The organism is Bacillus sp. FSL W7-1085 (assembly GCF_038595035.1).
Taxonomy (GTDB): domain Bacteria; phylum Bacillota; class Bacilli; order Bacillales; family Bacillaceae; genus Bacillus; species Bacillus altitudinis.
This window is the reverse complement of sequence record NZ_CP152000.1, coordinates 932,155-949,973: the sequence shown is the minus strand read 5'-3', so window position 1 is coordinate 949,973 and position 17,819 is coordinate 932,155. Positions and strand designations below refer to the sequence as shown.

Below are 17,819 nucleotides of genomic sequence, written 5' to 3'. Positions count from 1 at the left end.
GGAATCCACACTTCTGTTCTACCATTGTAAACGTGAGAGCGATACATAAACAATGAGGAGGCAAAATGAATGAGTGTGTTGAAAAGCTCGAAAACGAAAATAGCTGCAATCGCAGCCGCATCAGTGTTATCGATTGGTATTTTTTCAGGAATTGAATTTGGACAGGCTGACAAAGCTGAGGCTAAAAAGAAACCAAAAAATGACGTACAAAATGTGATCGTGCTCATTGGAGATGGCATGGGAACACCTTACCTTTCAACTTACCGCTCATTTAAACACAACGGTGATCTTTCCAAGCAAACAGCGTTTGACCCTTACCTCACTGGCATGCATAAAACATACCCTGATGATTCTAAAAGTAACATTACTGATTCAGCAGCAGCTGGGACAGCCATGGCAACTGGTCAAAAGACATACAACAACGCCATTGGTGTAAACAAAAATGGCAAAAAACTAAAAACAGTATTGGAAGAAGCAAAACGCAAAGGAAAGTCTACTGGTCTTGTCGTCACATCTGAATTAACCAATGCGACACCTGCTGCGTATGCCGCCCACGATGTTTCTAGAAAAAACACAGCAGCCATTGCTGATGATTTCTTCGATGAGAAAATTGGCAAACAGCATACAGTCGATGTCATGCTTGGCGGAGGACTGATCGATTTTGTCCGCAAAGATCGTGATTTGACGAAAGAATTTCAAAAAGCAGGCTATCGTTACGTAACCAATAAAGCGGACTTACAAAAAAACAAACAGCAAAAATTGTTAGGCATTTTTGCTGACGGTGGTCTCGATAAAGCAATTGATCGTGATAAAACGACCCCTTCATTGCAAGACATGACATCCTCAGCCATCAAACAGCTGTCTAAAAACAAAAAAGGATTTTTCCTCATGGTTGAAGGCAGTCAAATTGACTGGGCTGGACATGACCACGATATTGTCAGTGCGATGAGTGAGATGAAAGATTTTGAAAAAGCATTTGAAGAAGCCATTCGTTTCGCAAAAAAGGATAAAAATACGTTAGTCATCACGACAGCAGATCATTCAACTGGCGGCCTTTCCTTCGGGGCAGACGGCTCGGGCAGCTGGGATTATCAGCCTGTCAAAGCAGCAAAAAAAACACCTGATTTCATTGCAAACAAAATTGTAGGGGGTATGAAGGTCGAGACTGCGCTCAAACAATACATCGACCTTGATTTCACAAAAGAGGAAATCGCCTCTATTCAAAAGGCAGCTGAAACAAAAGATCCTGTTCAAATTGATGATGCCATCGAAAAAGTCATCAATACAAGGTCTCATACAGGCTGGACCACATCGGGTCATACAGGGGATGAAGTACCATTTTATGCTTATGGGCCAACAAGCGAACAGCTAAAAGGGCTCATGGAAAATACAGATCAAGCGAAACACATTTTCAAACTGCTGAAAAACCAATAAAGTGCTAATCACAAAAAAAGATGTCTATTCGTAGACATCTTTTTTGATTATTAAGTGAGATACTTCCTATGAACCCCTTTTCCATCGTATGAAAACATCACTTCTTTTCCTTCAAGAACTGACTCGATGTGCACACTTCTTCCCCATAGCTGATACAAATATGGAAGCACCTTTTCTAAGTATTTGAGATCGAGCTCAATGCCTTCATACCAATGTTTAATATAGAGTTCATTGTTTTTTAAATAGTCGCCATCGATGACTGTCAAATACGGAAAGCCGCCATTGACCCTCATGCTGACTAGCTGATCACGGACTGCCTTCCATTCTTTATCAATGACTTTATAGTCTCTCCCCTGCTTTTGAAACAAGTACAAATCTTCCCTCATCACAAGGTCTTTCGTTAAGTAATTTCGAATAAAAGAAATGTCTGATTCAATTTCCCGCACTTCAAACATTTTGCTGCGACCCGACCCTTCCGTCACTCCTGCTTTTTTTAATTCCTCGCATGGATGATCGTAGCGCTCTTCAATATCTTCAAAAATCTTCAGCCCTAAATAGTAAGGATTGATTCCTGTCTTAGATGGCTGCACGACACCTGCATTTAATTTGGCAAATTCAATCGATTCACTTGAATCTAAATCAAGTTCACGCATAATCCGCTGGTGCCAATACGATGCCCAGCCTTCATTCATGATTTTCGTTTCTAGCTGTGGCCAAAAATAGAGCATTTCCTCTCTCAGCATCGTCAGCACATCCCGCTGCCAAGGCTCTAGCTCCCGGGAGTGTGCCTCGATAAAGAGCAATATATCTTTTTCTGGCTTTGGGGGGAATTGCTTGATCGTTTTCTTTTTCTCACGTGTTTTCGGTTCATCCATTCCCCACAAATCATCATATGGCGTTTGACGTTTTGGTTTGTCCTCTTCATATTCATCTTCATCGTCGAGATTCCAGCTTAATTTTGAACGAACAAGCGACGGATCAATATGCTCCTGCAATGCCAATACAGCATCTAAAAAGGACTCGACTTCTTTTGTACCGTGGATATGTTCATATTCTTTAATTCGCTCTGCTGCCGCTGACATACTTTCCACCATATCTCGTTTTGTGTTTTGGAAACGGCAGTTGTTTTTAAAGAAATCGCAGTGTGCCAAGACATGAGCCACAATTAGTTTATTTTGAACAAGCGAATTGTTATCAAGGAGAAAGGCATAGCAAGGATTTGAATTAATCACCAGCTCATAAATTTTGCTTAATCCTAAATCATAATGAAGCTTCATTTTGTGAAATTGCTTTCCAAAGCTCCAGTGGCTAAATCGTGTTGGCATGCCATATGCACCGAATGTATAAATAATCTCCGCGGGACAGATTTCATACCTCATCGGATAAAAATCCAGACCAAATCCTTCTGCAATTTCTGTAATTTCATCAATGGCTCGTTGTAAAAGACGCTTTTCAGATACGCTCAAGGAAACCATCCCTCCTCATCGGACTTATCCCTACTATATGAGCGTACCTAATAAAACATGATGTTCAGCCAGTTGTTTAGACGACTTCCATCTCTTTCATGGACTGCCCGCCGAACGCTTCAAAATGGATATTCTCTTCCGGAATGTCCAACGCTTTTAGAATAAGGATCATTTCCTGTGTAAATGCTGGGGAACCGCAAACATAAAATTGGCCTTTTCCTTCACCAATGACTGATTGAAGGAAAGGTCGGTCAATCCGCGTAGCCACCTTCTCAACCAGCTCACTCTTTACACTCTTTTCAAATTGTTCGTTACAAAGGATAATACGCCCCTCTGGAGATGAAGTGAGGACGTGTTCAAACTCTTGTTCAAAAGCAGTTACATCCTCTAGTCTGTCTGCATGAATCATCGTGAATGGCTGATTGTTATGCGACGCTGTTTTCACTAAACCAATCATTGGTGTGACACCAGAACCGGCACTAATCAAATAAACGGGTTCTTTTGTATCATCTTGCAAACAGAACATTCCCTGCGGCATACTCACGTGAAGAACATCGCCTTCTCTCATTTCATCATGCAGGAATGTGGAGACATGCCCATCTCGTTTCACTGTAATGCGATAGTAAGATGGGTGATATTGATCTGATAAACTGTATTGTCTGCTGCATACATAGGCTTCACCCGGCATATCTACCTGCAACGTAATGTATTGACCAGCTTCATACATTGGTAGCTCAGATTCATCCTCTGGTACTAAATAAAAGGAAATGAGTGATGGAGATTCTTGTTTCTTTTTCTTCACAATAAACGGTTTGACATCTGCCCATCCACCAGTTTGTTTCACATTTTCAGCCATCATTTCTGCCTCAATGGTGATGAATATATTCGCAATGATGTCATATGCAGCCTTCCAAGCCAACAATGTGTCATCTTCCTCTGATAACCCAAATACCTCTTTCATTGCTTCAAGAAGGTGATATCCGACGATTGGGTACTGCTCTTTTTTCACCATGACACTGACATGCTTATGGGCAATTTGTTTCACAGCAGGAAGCAAGTCTGCCAAGCGGTCAATGTGCAGTGCAGCTTGATAGAGTGTTGCGGCAAGCGCCTCTGGCTGGCTTCCATTCATGAGATTTGTTTTATTAAACTGATTGAGTAGCTCTGGATGCTGTCTAATCATATTTTGATAAAAAACTGTCACAAGTTTTGTTCCCTCAGCTTTTAGAAGAGGGGCTGATTGTTTAATGGCATTCATTTGATCTGTGGATAACATCGTTATTCCTTCTTTCAAAAGATGTATTTCAAATACATCTTTATCGTAATGGAAGACAACGTATAAAAGCAATATTTATAATACATGTTTTAAATGTTGTCACATTTAGCACTTTCTCGAACAGTTTTTGTCTAAAATGTGTTACGATGATACAAAACTCTATTAGGTTTAGAGGTCGTCCAAATGAAACTTACGAATTATACAGATTTCTCATTAAGGGTACTCATTTATTTAGCTTCGAGAGAAAACAATGAACTGTCAAATATTCAGCAGATTGCCGATATTTATGGCATTTCGAAAAATCACCTGACAAAGGTAATTTACCATCTAGGAAAACGTGGTTATGTAGAAACGATCCGCGGAAGAAATGGTGGGATTAGGCTGGGGAAAAGCCCAGAAAGCATTAATATTGGTGAGGTTGTCCGCTATACAGAGGATGATTTAGTCATGGTTGAATGCTTTGATCCGAAGAAAAACAGCTGTATTATCTCCCCGATTTGTTCATTAAAGCACGTACTTCATGAAGCACTCACTGCTTATTTACGCGTTCTTGACCAATACACATTAAATGATTTAACACAAAACAAAGATGCTCTAAGAGAGCTTCTGCTCTAAGGCGAAAGAATTTATTTCTTTCGTCTTTTTCTTTACCTCCTTGTAATAATAATTTATTTAAAATTATTATAAATAAATATTGACTATCATGTTTGATTCAATATAATTAGGGTATATAGATTGCTAGAAACCATTTTTTGTTTACAGGAGGAGAAAAAGAATGACAAATTCTAATCATAAAAATTTGACAACGAATCAAGGCGTGCCAGTTGGCGATAATCAAAACTCTAGAACTGCTGGTCACAGGGGACCTTCATTTCTTGATGATTACCATTTGATTGAAAAACTTGCACACTTTGACCGTGAACGTATTCCAGAGCGTGTCGTTCATGCAAGAGGCGCCGGCGCTTATGGTGTATTTGAAGTAGAAAATAGCATGGAGAAACATACAAGAGCAGCCTTCTTAAGTGAAAAAGGAAAACAAACAGACGTTTTTGTCCGTTTCTCAACGGTTATTCATCCTAAAGGTTCGCCTGAAACATTACGTGACCCTCGCGGCTTCGCTGTCAAATTTTATACAGAAGAAGGCAACTATGATCTAGTTGGGAACAACTTGCCGATCTTCTTTATTCGTGATGCACTCAAATTCCCTGATATGGTTCACTCTCTCAAGCCAGATCCTGTAACAAACATTCAAGATCCTGACCGTTATTGGGATTTTATGACGTTAACACCTGAATCCACTCACATGCTCACATGGCTCTTCTCTGACGAAGGTATTCCTGCGAACTACGCTGAAATGCGCGGTTCTGGTGTTCATACGTTTAGATGGGTAAACAAATACGGAGAAACAAAATATGTGAAATACCACTGGAGACCATCAGAAGGCATTCGCAATTTATCGATGGAAGAAGCTGCAGAAATTCAAGCAAACGACTTCCAGCATGCGACAAGAGACTTGTATGATCGTATTGAAAAAGGAAATTATCCAGCATGGGATCTTTACGTTCAGCTTATGCCGCTCAGTGATTATGATGAACTAGATTATGATCCATGTGATCCGACGAAAACGTGGAGCGAGGAAGATTATCCGCTGCAAAAAGTGGGCCGCATGACACTGAACCGCAATCCAGAAAATTTCTTTGCTGAAACAGAGCAATCTGCTTTCACGCCAAGTGCCCTAGTACCAGGAATTGAAGCATCTGAAGACAAACTGCTTCAAGGTCGTCTGTTCTCTTATCCTGACACGCAGCGTCACCGCCTAGGTGCAAACTACATGCGCATCCCAGTGAACTGTCCTTATGCGCCTGTTCACAATAACCAACAGGATGGCTTTATGACAACAACTCGTCCAAGCGGTCATATTAACTATGAACCAAACCGTTATGACGATCAGCCAAAAGAAAACCCTCACTACAAAGAAAGTGAACCGGTTCTTCACGGTGACCGTATGGTGAGACAAAAAATCGAAAAACCAAACGATTTCAAACAAGCTGGAGAAAAATATCGAAGCTACTCTGAAGAAGAGAAACAAGCATTGATCAAAAACTTGACAGCTGACTTGAAAGACGTAAATGAAAAAACGAAATTACTTGCGATCTGCAACTTCTATCGTGCAGATGAAGATTATGGACAGCGTTTAGCGGATTCACTCGGTGTGGATATTCGCTCATATCTTCAAGGAAGCATGAAATAGATCTTCTTTTCAGCTGGAGCACCTCTTTTTAAAAGAGGTGCTTTTTTATAACCGAAACACGTTAATACTAATCAAATGACCCGTCACCGGATGAAAATAAATTTCTGCATGTGCTGCAAATCGTGTGGAGCCTTCCTTCACGGTCACGCGAAACACATCTTTTGTTTGATCTTCATTCACTTGTGTACGTCCAATGTAATGATAATCGTTTAAAGCGGCGCCTTCATATTCATCTTGCAAGGCAGTATACGCAAGCCTTTCCCAATTCTCTGCTGGCTGCACAGCTGCTTGTGAAGATGGATGAATCATGAGACTGCCAAATAAAACAATTCCTGCTGCAAAAAGCATCCATAATTTCGGGTGCATGATATCAATATTCTCACTTTCATGTCTATTTTGTTTAGGTTTTGCTGGTTGGTTCTTTTTCATACATCAAGCATTTATTCAGCCTATAATTCCCGGTACCCTGTTTATGCAGACACCAACTTTTCCCCTGAAAAAGTCGATCTGATCCGAGCAAACTAAGTAAGACTTCTCAAGGGAAAGGAGAAGGTTTAATGAATGTGGCAGATTATGATAAGGCACTTTATTATACGCATCGCTCGCAATGGGATAATTTACTTATTCTTATGGTCCGTACGCAAGATGATTTGCTCTCGAAACGTATTGAGCATTTCTTACATGCGTATCAATTTAACCGGAACGATGCAGATGTTGAAAAATGTTTATATGGACTCCTGCAGTATATTGACCATGCTTCAGAGGCTGCCGTTGCTGAAGCATATGCTGAACCGATGTACACATAAAGAAAAAGGCTGATTTTCTTTCAGATTGTTGACATAGGGCTAGAATGAACTTTATTTTAGCTCTTTGTTTTCACCCTTTTACTGACCGCCTTTCATAAAGAAGAAAAGACTTCATGAGAAATACTCATGAAGTCTTTTGAAATGTCCACCATGACTGTTACAACAGCTCTTTCGGCTGATTTTTTTGATAATCTACCGCATATAGAGCGGCCTGAGTTCGATCTGCCAGCTCTAACTTTGATAACACATGAGACACGTGAGTTTTCACAGTCTTTTCAGAAATAAAAAGCGATGAGGCAATTTCTTTGTTACTTTTCCCTTTTGCGATTTCAAATAAGACATCACGTTCTCTATTGGTCAGTTCGTTCATCAATGCCCATTTCTGCTCTTTAGGTTCAGTTAGATGCTGGACAAGAAAAGCTGTAATATGACCATCTAGCTGGTACGTACCATTTTGCACCTCAATCATTGTCGTGAGAAGCTTTTCAGGTGCTACATCTTTGAGCTGATAAGCCTTTGCTCCCGCTTGGATAGCAGGGATCACATAGTCCTTATCTGCATAGCTTGTCAGAATGACAATGCGGACATCCGGCATATCCAGCGTCATTTGCTTTGTCGCCTCAATCCCATTCATTACAGGCATAGAAAGGTCCATCAAGACAATGTCAGGCTTTGTCTGCCTCACTACCTGTAGTGCCTCTTCTCCATTGGATGCTTCACCAACGATGTCTACATCTGGCTGGGTTTGCAAGAAAAAGACCAGCCCTTTTCTGACAATGTGATGATCATCTGCAATGACTACCCTCATGACAATCCCTTCCTTTCTTGAGAAAATGGTACTTTCACATCAATCGTCGTTCCCTTCCCTAGCTCAGAATTGATGCAAAATGTACCTCCTGCTCTTCGGATACGGTCAGCCATCCCTTTCAACCCAAATGAAGGAAGACTCATTTGTTCATCATACTGAAATCCCTTTCCCTGATCGATGATTTTCATACCAAACGTGTCTCCTGATTGCTCCAGTTTGACCTCTACTTTCTCAACGCCCGCATGCTTTTGGCAATTATTTAGAGCTTCTTGGCATACGCGAAATAAGGTTTCGTGCTTTGAATGATCTATTTCCATACAGCCTGATAAAGACAATGAACAATTTAGACCTAAAAGCTGTGCATACTCTTCAATCGCTGTTGTAAATCCTTTTTCAAGCCCTTTTGGTCTTAACTGCCAGATGAGTGATCGCATTTCAATGAGGGCATCTTGTGATAAATGCTGAATAAAATCAATCATTTCACCTAATTTTTGATCACTTGTCATTTGACGCGCTGCCTTTGCAGTCAAACTCACGGAAAACAGCATTTGATTCACAGAATCATGTAAATCCTGCGCAAGCCGGTTTCGTTCTTCTAAAAGTGCATGCTGCTGCTCATTTTGCACAAGCTTCATGCGCTGAATAGCCGTACCAATTTGCAGTGCAATACTTTCAAGCAGATTCAGCTCCTCCTGTGTAAATGTGACCTTCCCTTTTGCCGCCACATTTAATAAGCCAAACGTACGCTTACATGCTTGGAGCGGAACGGTTGCATGATGGGTAATTCCTTCTGTATCTCCAAGCTTTTGCTCAATCGCCGTTTCAATCCGTTTACAATTGATGATATTGGTAGCTGATTGCAGTGAGCCTTTCGTGTAGCGGTTGATGCAATAGCAATCGTTTTGACACATCAATTGCTTTCGATCCTTTGCCAACGCTTCAGGTAAGCACACTTCTGCCATTAGTTCATACGATCCGTCTTCTTCTATAAAATAAATCCATGCTGTTTGAAAGCCTGTCACTTCCATAAGCATATGAAGCACTTCATGAAGCGTTTCCTTCATTTCCATCCCTTCATTTAGCTTTTCAGCAATTTCTTTTAACGTTTTTAATGTTTTGACTTTTTCTTGGTAATCTCCCATCGTGTGTACCCCCGGCTTTTACTGCCTCTCTTATCAATATGTTGATTATACCATGAGCATCTGTGCGGCTCTTTCTCAAAAAGGATGATTTTTTCTCATCCTTTTGACTGAGAAAAAGCCATCATGCATGACATGATGGCTTTGTGATATTTTATTTAGCTGTTTCTTCCACAATGTCATAGACGACTTTCATGACTTCTTCTGATAAGTGTTTCAGCTTTTCTTCGCTGTCTGTTAAAGATGTGCCTTTGACTGCAATATAAAATTTGACTTTAGGCTCCGTACCAGAAGGTCGTAAACAAAACCATGAGCCATCTTCAAGGAAATATTTCAGGACGTTTGATGCCGGCAGATGAATCGTTTCTTCTTTCTTTTCAGCCACAAGGTGCCTTTGACTTGATTGATAATCCTCAATGACCGTAATGCGCTGACCAGCGATAGAAGCTGGCGGGTTTGATCTAAAGGTATGAAGAATAGCAGAAATCTGCTCTGCTCCTACTTTCCCCTTTAAGGTTAATGACTTTAACCCTTCTCTGTAAAATCCAAATTCCTTAAAAATATCAACAAGCGCATCATATAATGACTTGCCTTGTTTCTTATAAAAGGCTGCGACTTCAACTGCTAATAATGCCGCTTGAACTGCATCTTTATCTCGTGCAAAATCACCGATCAAATAGCCGTAGCTTTCTTCATAGCCGAATTGAAACGTGTATTCTCCGCTTTCCTCGAACTGCTTGATTTTTTCTCCGATAAATTTAAAGCCAGTGAGCGTATCAATCGTGTCAGCTCCAAATGCTGAGGCAACAGCACGCCCAAGCTCACTTGTCACAATCGTTTTCATCACAACAGGGCGAGGCGGCAGCTGACCTAGTTTTTGTTTTTCAGATAATAAATAATGAAGTAGTAAGGCGCCTGTTTGGTTGCCGGTCAAAACGGTAAATTCACCATCATGATTTTTCACAGCGATACCTAATCGATCTGCATCTGGATCTGTCGCAATCAAAATATCAGCATTTTGCTTTTCGCCAAGCTTGATGGCGTATTCAAAAGCGGCATGCTCCTCTGGATTTGGAGACGTAACCGTCGAGAATTGCGGATCTGGTTTTTCCTGTTCAGGTACAACCGTCACATGCTTATAACCAAAGGCCTGAAGTCCGTTTCGGACAGGTTTATTCGCCGTCCCATGAAGCGGGGTAAACACCACTTTGACATCGACTTCTTTTGCAAGCTCAGGGTGCACACGAATCGTTTTTAATTTTTCCATATACGCTTGATCGATTTCTTCACCAATCATGCGGATCAAACCATTTTGCTTCAATACTTCTTCTGATTCCACTGAAATGGCTAATTCATTTTCGATGGCATCTACTTCTTTAATGACTTGATCTGCTTCAAATGGGGGCATTTGGCCTCCATCTTCTCCATAAACTTTATAGCCATTATATTCTGGCGGATTGTGACTTGCTGTCACAACAATCCCTGCAAAGGCATTCAGTTCTCGAACTGCAAAAGAGAGTTCTGGTGTCGGACGCAGTTCGTCAAATACGTATGTTTGAATGCCATGTGAAGCAAGTGTTTTGGCCGCTTCCATCGCAAATTCAGGAGATTTATGGCGTGAATCATAGGCAATGGCGACGCCTCTTTTTTTTGCATCCTCTCCATGTGCTGCAATATACGCAGCAAGACCAGCAGATGCTTTTCGAACAGTGTAAACATTCATTCGGTTCGTTCCAGCACCAATTTCTCCGCGCATTCCTCCAGTACCAAACTCAAGGTTTTTGTAGAAGCAGTCTTCAAGCGCTTGATGATCATCTTGATGTGCCTCCAGCCATTCCCTTAGTTCAGTATCCAGGTGCTTCTCATTGATCCAACGCTCATAATTCGTAATCCAACTCATGTTCGTCCTCCCAGTTCTTATCATCAATAAAATAATATCTACTGTTATTTTATATGGAATTATCCTTTATGTCATGTTATATCATGAACATATGAAAAAACGATGTACAAAATAAAAAAAGCCGATACACGATCGGCTTTTTACTTATTCAGCATCAAGCGGTACGACTGCTTCATGGAATAGTCGGTCTAATTCAGTTTGATGTTTCTGTTTTGTCGCTTCATCCCAGCCAAAACGATCTGCCATATAGTCAACAACAGGCTGTGCATACGTTTTTGCCCAATTGATATTAAATAATAGGCTGCCTGTTCTTCTCAAGAAGAAATCGACAGGTGTTACAGCCAATTCTTCTTCGATCGCATAGACAAGTTCAGCCAACACATATGCGGGAATGTTTCGTTTGTCTGCTTCCCCTTGAAGCTGCTCCACACGCTTGAAGACATTGCTGACGTTTGAGCCATATTTCTCAGCTAATTTTTGTGCAATCGGTTCTGTCAAACCAATGGATGCTCCTTCTGCCGTTTTCGCTTGAACAAAGGATGCCATATTTTTTGAACCGCCTACATGTCCGCCTGAAATTGGCATATGTTTCGTTTTACATGGTCCGAAATCTTTTCCAGTTTCCTCTTTAAGTCCATCACGTACAAGATTCACAATGTGTTCAGCCATTTTACGGTAACCTGTTAATTTACCGCCAGCAATCGTGATTAAGCCTGAAGATGATGTCCATACCTCATCCTTACGAGAAATTTCTGAAGGATCTTTTCCTTCTTCATGAATGAGTGGACGAAGACCAGCCCAGTTAGATTCAACGTCTTTCTCTGTAATATGAAGATCTGGGAACATATATTGAATGGCTTTGATCACGTAATCACGATCTGCTTTTGTCATACGCGGATGTTCCAGCTGTTTTTTGTAAACTGTATCTGTTGTTCCCACATACGTTTTTCCTTCTCTTGGAATCGCAAAGACCATTCGTTTATCAGGTGTGTCAAAGTAGATTGCTTGTTTTAATGGGAAAACAGATTGGTCAAATACTAAGTGAATTCCTTTAGTATGCTGTAAATGTTTCCCCTCTTTTGAGTGATCCTTGTCTCTTAGCTGATCGACCCAAGGACCAGTCGCATTGACAATCTTCTTCGCATATACGTCGTATGTTTTTTGCGTCATCACATCTTCAATGACAACACCGACAACTTTGCCTTTATCATAAATAAATTCTTTTACTTTCGCATAGTTGACCGCTTCTGCCCCGAATTTCACAGCCTCTTTCATGACTTCAATTGTCAGGCGTGCATCATCTGTACGGTATTCAACATAGTAGCCCCCGCCTTTTAAGCCATCCTTTTTCACAAGTGGTTCTTTTGCAAGTGTTTCTTTTGCACTTAGCATACTTCTGCGTTCACTATGCTTAACGCCAGCTAAAAAGTCATATACTCTAAGTCCGATTGAAGTTGAAAACTTACCGAATGTCCCGCCTTTATGCATCGGAAGAAGCATCCATTCTGGCGTTGTCACATGAGGACCGTTTTCGTATACGATGGCACGCTCTTTACCGACCTCTGCGACCATTTTCACTTCAAATTGTTTTAAATAACGAAGTCCGCCGTGTACAAGTTTCGTTGAGCGGCTAGACGTACCTGCTGCGAAGTCCTGCATTTCCGCAAGACCGACACGCATTCCGCGTGAAGCCGCATCAAGTGCTGTACCTGCGCCTGTAATACCCCCACCAATGATAAACACATCATATGGTTTTTTTGTCATGTCCTGAAGCATTTGTTCTCTTTCTAAGCTAGAAAAAGTCATCTCTTGTTCCTCCCATGTTGTACGGTAAAGAAAAAGAGACCGCAAACACCCAAAGCGTATTTCTACACTTCGGTGCTTGCGGTCTCTCCAGTTCTCCAACCGTTCTATTAACTTACTTGAAGTATACCATACTTTTTGTTTATTTGAAAGCTTGAGCTGCTTTTACAGCCTTTTTCCACCCGCTGTATAACGAGTCACGGCTGTCTTCTTCCATTTTAGGTTCAAAGCGCTTGTCAAGGTTCCATTGTTTTGCAATGTCTGAACGGTCGTTCCAGAAGCCAACTGCTATTCCCGCAAGATAGGCCGCACCGAGTGCCGTCGTTTCATTAATTTCTGGACGTTCTACTGGTACATCGAGCAAATCACTTTGGAAGCCCATTAAGAAATCATTCTTTACAGCCCCGCCATCGACACGTAATGTTTTAAGTGAGATGTTTGAATCTTTTTCCATCGCATCTAAAACATCTTTCGTTTGATAAGCAAGTGATTCTAACGTTGCACGAACAAAGTGCTCTTTAGAAGTACCGCGTGTTAAACCGAATACAGCGCCTCGGACATCACTATCCCAGTATGGTGTGCCTAAACCAACGAATGCTGGTACGACATATACGCCGTCTGTTGACTCAACGCGCTTAGCATAAGCTTCACTGTCTTTTGAGTCTTTAAACATTCTAAGTCCATCACGCAGCCACTGGATCGCTGAGCCAGCAACGAAAATACTTCCTTCTAAAGCATATTCAACTTTGCCGTCAATGCCCCATGCAATCGTCGTTAACAATCCATGATCTGACTTAATTGCTTTTTCCCCTGTATTCATCAACATGAAACATCCTGTACCATATGTGTTCTTCGCCATTCCTTCTTCAAAGCAAGCCTGACCGAATAACGCAGACTGCTGATCTCCTGCCGCTCCTGCAATCGGAATATTTTTACCGAAGAAGTGATAGTCTGTTGTTTCACCATAAATGTGTGATGATGGTTTGACGTCTGGCAGCATGGAAGCTGGAACACCTAAAATATCAAGTAGTTCTTCATCCCATTTCAGATCGTAAATATTGAACATTAACGTTCTTGATGCATTTGAATAATCTGTCACGTGTGATTGACCGCCAGTCATTTTCCAAATGAGCCATGTATCGATTGTGCCAAACAGCAAGTCACCATTTTCTGCTTTCTCACGAGCACCTTCGACATTGTCTAAAATCCATTTCACTTTAGTACCTGAGAAATAAGCATCAATGAGTAGACCCGTTTTATTTCTAAACGTTTCATCGTGCCCTTGCGCTTTTAGCTCATCACATATACCAGATGTTTGTCGTGACTGCCAAACAATTGCATTGTAAACGGGTGCGCCTGTATGTTTATCCCAAACGACAGCTGTCTCACGCTGGTTCGTAATTCCGATACCGGCGATTTGATCTGCTTCAATTCCTGATTCGATTAAAGCAGTTGAAATAACTGATAGAACAGAGCTCCAAATTTCATTTGCATTGTGTTCTACCCAGCCTGGGTTCGGAAAATATTGATTGAATTCCTTCTGAGCTGTATGGGCAATTTTACCTTCTTGATCAAATAAGATCGCTCTTGAGCTTGTTGTCCCTTGATCTAATGCGAGAATATATTTTTCTTTTGCCATGATGTTTTCCTCCCCTTACATACTTTCATTGACAGCATTTGTCTGGTTTTTCGTAGAAACATAGAGTCCTAACAATACCACAACTAAAATAACGCTTACAATCCAAAAGGCTGGTGTGACGTTCGCTTTAAAGGCTGCATTATAGAAAACACCGCCAAATGCACCGCCCAAAATTGGACCAACAACAGGAACCCAAGCATATTTCCAATTTGATGGACCTTTACCTGGAATCGGCAGAATGGCATGTGCGATTCTTGGACCTAAATCACGTGCAGGGTTAATTGCGTAACCAGTTGTACCACCTAATGAAAGACCAATTGCGACAATTAAGAAACCAACAATCAGCGGATTGACTCCGTCTGCAAATTTATTTGCACCAATCGCTAAAATTCCTACCACCAATACAAATGTACCAATGACTTCACTGAGCACGTTTGCAAAAGTATGCGGAATCGCAGGACCAGTTGAGAATACGCCTAGTTTTGCACCTGGATCGTCTGTCGCTTTCCAGTGTGGTAAGTAATGTAAGAAGACAATAATAGCTCCGAGTAATGCGCCAAGCATTTGACCGACAATATACAATGGAACATCAGCCCAAGGAAAACTTCCTTCTAATGCAAGACCTATTGTCAGCGCCGGATTTAAATGTGCACCGCTAATTCCTCCAGTGGCATAAGCTGCAATCGCTACTGCAAATCCCCATCCGAAAGCGATTACAATCCAGCCGGACTGGTAAGCGAGCGATTTCTTTAAACTGACTGCCGCACACACACCGCCTCCGAAAATAATCAGAAGCATTGTACCAACGACTTCACCCCAAAATGGTGTCATGAAAAATTCCTCCTCTGGTTCAGTTGCCATCCCCTATAAATGTGTAGAAAAGATAAAGAAAAAAGATCCACAACAAACATACTTTACATCAGGGTCATTTGTCACCTAGTAAAGCGTCGTTGTGGATCTCCGTTTCTCCATCACATGATATTAACTTAGTGCTATAGTAACAGAGGATGAAAACGTTGTCAATCAATTTTCACATTTTATCTTTTTCACTTTTGGAACGCTTTCCAAAGCTCTGTATTCGATGTGGTGACAGCTGTCGCCCCTGCTGCAAGTGCCCTTTCTACATCTTCTTTTGTTCGGATAAATCCTCCTGCAAATATTGGTATTCCAGCTCTTTCGCGCACTTCTGTAATTAAATCTGGCACGACACCCGGCAATACTTCAATAAAATCTGGACGATGTTTCCCGACAAACTCCATGCTTTTTTCCATCGCACTTGTATCAAGTAAAAACATTCGCTGGATGGCATATACCTTTTTCTGCTTGGCTTTTACTATGACAGAAGACCTAGTAGAAATAATGCCAGCTGGTTTCATTTCCTGACAAATAAATTCCGTTCCGTACTCATCATGTTTGATTCCGTGAATGAGATCGACATGGACAAACATTTTTTTATGATGCGCATTCGCCTCATTCATGATGCCCTTAAGCCGCCCTAAGTGAACATCCAGTAAGACCCCATATGTAAATGGACTTTTTAAAAATTCCTCAAATTGCTTCATATTGCGAACAGCAGGTAGAATGGGTTGATCATGAAAACTCATATGCCGTCTCCTTCTCGTGTGTATTGGTTCTATCTTCTCCTTACAGTAATAGAATCGCATGTTTTTTTCAATACACCTAGTGTACCCATTGACCATTCAGCCTAGCAGATCGATTCAGACCTGATCCTTTCAGGGCATAGAAAAAAGCAGAGAAATCTCTCTGCTATAATTGCGCCATGCTTTCTTTTAAAGTATGAATAATGAATGAGGCGTCTTCATCAGTGATATTTAGCGGTGGTGCGAGCTGTGCCACGTTATTATAGCCAGCCACTGTATCGCCATTTTTCCCGATGATCAATCCTCGTTTTTTACATTCTGCAATCAATTGACCGACTACACTTGGATCAGCTGGCTTTTTTGACGCCTGATCCTGCACAAGCTCAATCCCAAACAGCAGGCCTTTTCCTCTCACATCACCGACAAATGGATGCTCTTTTAACTCTTGCAAACGTTCGAGCATGTCTTGGCCAAGCGTGCCTGACCGCTCCACTAATTGCTCGTTTTCCATGATGTCTAGGTTAGCAAGTGCCACCGCACAGGAAGCAGGGTGACCGCCAAATGTATTCACATGCCGTAGCCTGTCATACGTATCTTCTCCTGCATACGCTTCATAAATGTCTCGTTTCACGCACGTTGCAGATAGCGGTAAATATCCACTTGTGATCCCTTTTGCCATGGTGATGATATCTGGCTTCACTTCCTCATGCATAAATCCAAACCGCTTTCCTGTCCGGCCAAATCCGCAGATGACTTCATCTACAATGAGAAGCGCTCCATGGGCTTCACAGATATCTTTGACCTTCTTCAAATACCCTTTTGGCGGCATTAGGATACCTCCGCCCGTAATGATCGGCTCCATAATGACCCCAGCTATCGTCTCACTTAGTTCCCACGTCATGGCCTGATCTATTGCCGCAGCACTCGCCAGATTCTCTTGATCCTCAGGATGACGATACATATCAGGCGGTGCGACATGGATAAACCCCTGCCCTAACGGTTCATATTTGTACTTACGCTGCGCTTGACCCGTTGCGGCTAGAGCTGCTGCTGTGTTGCCATGATACGATCGATATCGGGAAATAAATTTTGTGCGTGTACTCTCTCCCTTTTGCGCATGATATTGTTTGGCAATTTTAAATGCCGCTTCATTCGCTTCAGAACCACTGTTAGAAAAGAAGATCACATAGTCCCCGTCTAGCCATTCATTGAGCTTCTCAGCCAGCTGAATCGCTGGCACATGGCTTTGTGTCAGTGGGTAGTAAGGCATCGTATTTAATTGCTTATACGCCGCTTCTGCAAGCTCTTTACGTCCATATCCGGCATTTACACACCACAGTCCTGACATTCCGTCTAAATAACGATTTCCATGAATATCTGTCACCCATGCGCCTTCTGCCTCATGAATCACCATACTTTCATTTTCTTTGTTTGTCCCTTTCATATGATGCCAAATGAACTGATCATCTTTCGCCTGAAGATCTTGTGCGTTATGTGTTTTCATCTTCCCACGCCCCCATGTATCCGTTTTCATCATAAAAGAAACTTAAACCGGTCCTGCATATGACCTCTCCATTCATTATATGGATAAAAAGTGAGGCATATGAAACTGAAACAAGACCGCTCGTGTCGTTACTCTCATTATAAAAAAGGGGCCAGACACATTACATTAGACAGATCGTCAACTGATTGAAAA

The 17,819-nt window shown here is 41.6% G+C and carries 15 protein-coding genes; 4 read left to right on the top strand and 11 right to left on the bottom strand.

The genetic code is table 11. The features are described 5' to 3' along the window. Positions 1–69: 69 nt before the first annotated feature. Positions 70–1,434 carry an alkaline phosphatase gene (locus tag MKY11_RS04750; protein WP_058337533.1) on the top strand — a complete coding sequence of 455 codons (1,365 nt, stop codon included), beginning with the start codon at positions 70–72 and terminating at the stop codon, positions 1,432–1,434. A 50-nt stretch (positions 1,435–1,484) separates the two neighbouring features. On the opposite strand, the gene MKY11_RS04745 is transcribed toward MKY11_RS04750, so the two are convergent. After that, the gene (locus tag MKY11_RS04745) at positions 1,485–2,900 is read right to left on the bottom strand and encodes a SpoVR family protein (protein WP_024719961.1); all 1,416 of its coding nucleotides are present in this window, start codon (positions 2,898–2,900) and stop codon (positions 1,485–1,487) included. Between the two features lie 76 nt (positions 2,901–2,976). Beyond that, positions 2,977–4,176 carry a globin domain-containing protein gene (locus tag MKY11_RS04740; RefSeq protein ID WP_342501898.1) on the bottom strand — a complete coding sequence of 400 codons (1,200 nt, stop codon included), beginning with the start codon at positions 4,174–4,176 and terminating at the stop codon, positions 2,977–2,979. 183 nt (positions 4,177–4,359) lie between these two features. On the opposite strand from MKY11_RS04740, the gene MKY11_RS04735 reads away from it, so the two are divergent. Further along, positions 4,360–4,791, top strand: coding sequence for an Rrf2 family transcriptional regulator (locus tag MKY11_RS04735; RefSeq protein ID WP_041507532.1), 432 nt, complete (start codon positions 4,360–4,362; stop codon positions 4,789–4,791). A gap of 160 nt (positions 4,792–4,951) precedes the next feature. After that, positions 4,952–6,427 (top strand): catalase, encoded by a 1,476-nt coding sequence (locus tag MKY11_RS04730; RefSeq protein WP_045034838.1) that lies wholly within the window; start codon positions 4,952–4,954, stop codon positions 6,425–6,427. Between the two features lie 45 nt (positions 6,428–6,472). On the opposite strand, the gene MKY11_RS04725 is transcribed toward MKY11_RS04730, so the two are convergent. Then, positions 6,473–6,736, bottom strand: a complete 264-nt coding sequence (locus MKY11_RS04725) for a YqzG/YhdC family protein (RefSeq protein WP_224562989.1) — start codon at positions 6,734–6,736, stop codon at positions 6,473–6,475. A gap of 248 nt (positions 6,737–6,984) precedes the next feature. Here MKY11_RS04725 and MKY11_RS04720 point away from each other — a divergent pair, with 248 nt between their 5' ends. Beyond that, entirely contained in the window at positions 6,985–7,233 is a 249-nt protein-coding gene (locus MKY11_RS04720) for a YhdB family protein (protein ID WP_008349000.1), read from the top strand. A 157-nt stretch (positions 7,234–7,390) separates the two neighbouring features. On the opposite strand, the gene MKY11_RS04715 is transcribed toward MKY11_RS04720, so the two are convergent. The 8 genes from MKY11_RS04715 to MKY11_RS04680 form a co-directional block, all read right to left on the bottom strand. Beyond that, a complete protein-coding gene (locus MKY11_RS04715; RefSeq protein WP_007497084.1) occupies positions 7,391–8,041 on the bottom strand; it encodes a response regulator transcription factor in 651 nt (216 codons plus the stop codon). Continuing rightward, the gene (locus MKY11_RS04710) at positions 8,038–9,183 is read right to left on the bottom strand and encodes a GAF domain-containing sensor histidine kinase (RefSeq protein WP_041507534.1); all 1,146 of its coding nucleotides are present in this window, start codon (positions 9,181–9,183) and stop codon (positions 8,038–8,040) included. The genes MKY11_RS04715 and MKY11_RS04710 overlap by 4 nt, the downstream gene beginning before the upstream one ends. A gap of 151 nt (positions 9,184–9,334) precedes the next feature. Next, positions 9,335–11,080: a phospho-sugar mutase gene (locus tag MKY11_RS04705; RefSeq protein WP_268357609.1), complete on the bottom strand. Its 1,746-nt coding sequence runs from the start codon at positions 11,078–11,080 to the stop codon at positions 9,335–9,337. A 144-nt stretch (positions 11,081–11,224) separates the two neighbouring features. Then, on the bottom strand, positions 11,225–12,886 hold the full coding sequence (glpD, locus tag MKY11_RS04700) for a glycerol-3-phosphate dehydrogenase (RefSeq protein WP_274661013.1): 1,662 nt from the start codon (positions 12,884–12,886) through the stop codon (positions 11,225–11,227). Between the two features lie 139 nt (positions 12,887–13,025). Beyond that, positions 13,026–14,522 carry a glycerol kinase GlpK gene (gene glpK / locus MKY11_RS04695; RefSeq protein ID WP_268372505.1) on the bottom strand — a complete coding sequence of 499 codons (1,497 nt, stop codon included), beginning with the start codon at positions 14,520–14,522 and terminating at the stop codon, positions 13,026–13,028. A 15-nt stretch (positions 14,523–14,537) separates the two neighbouring features. Next, positions 14,538–15,353: an MIP/aquaporin family protein gene (locus MKY11_RS04690; protein WP_274661014.1), complete on the bottom strand. Its 816-nt coding sequence runs from the start codon at positions 15,351–15,353 to the stop codon at positions 14,538–14,540. Between the two features lie 215 nt (positions 15,354–15,568). Beyond that, positions 15,569–16,126 (bottom strand): glycerol-3-phosphate responsive antiterminator, encoded by a 558-nt coding sequence (locus MKY11_RS04685; RefSeq protein ID WP_017360356.1) that lies wholly within the window; start codon positions 16,124–16,126, stop codon positions 15,569–15,571. Positions 16,127–16,289: 163 nt separating this feature from the next. Beyond that, positions 16,290–17,627: an aspartate aminotransferase family protein gene (locus tag MKY11_RS04680; RefSeq protein ID WP_047946631.1), complete on the bottom strand. Its 1,338-nt coding sequence runs from the start codon at positions 17,625–17,627 to the stop codon at positions 16,290–16,292. Positions 17,628–17,819 lie beyond the last annotated feature (192 nt).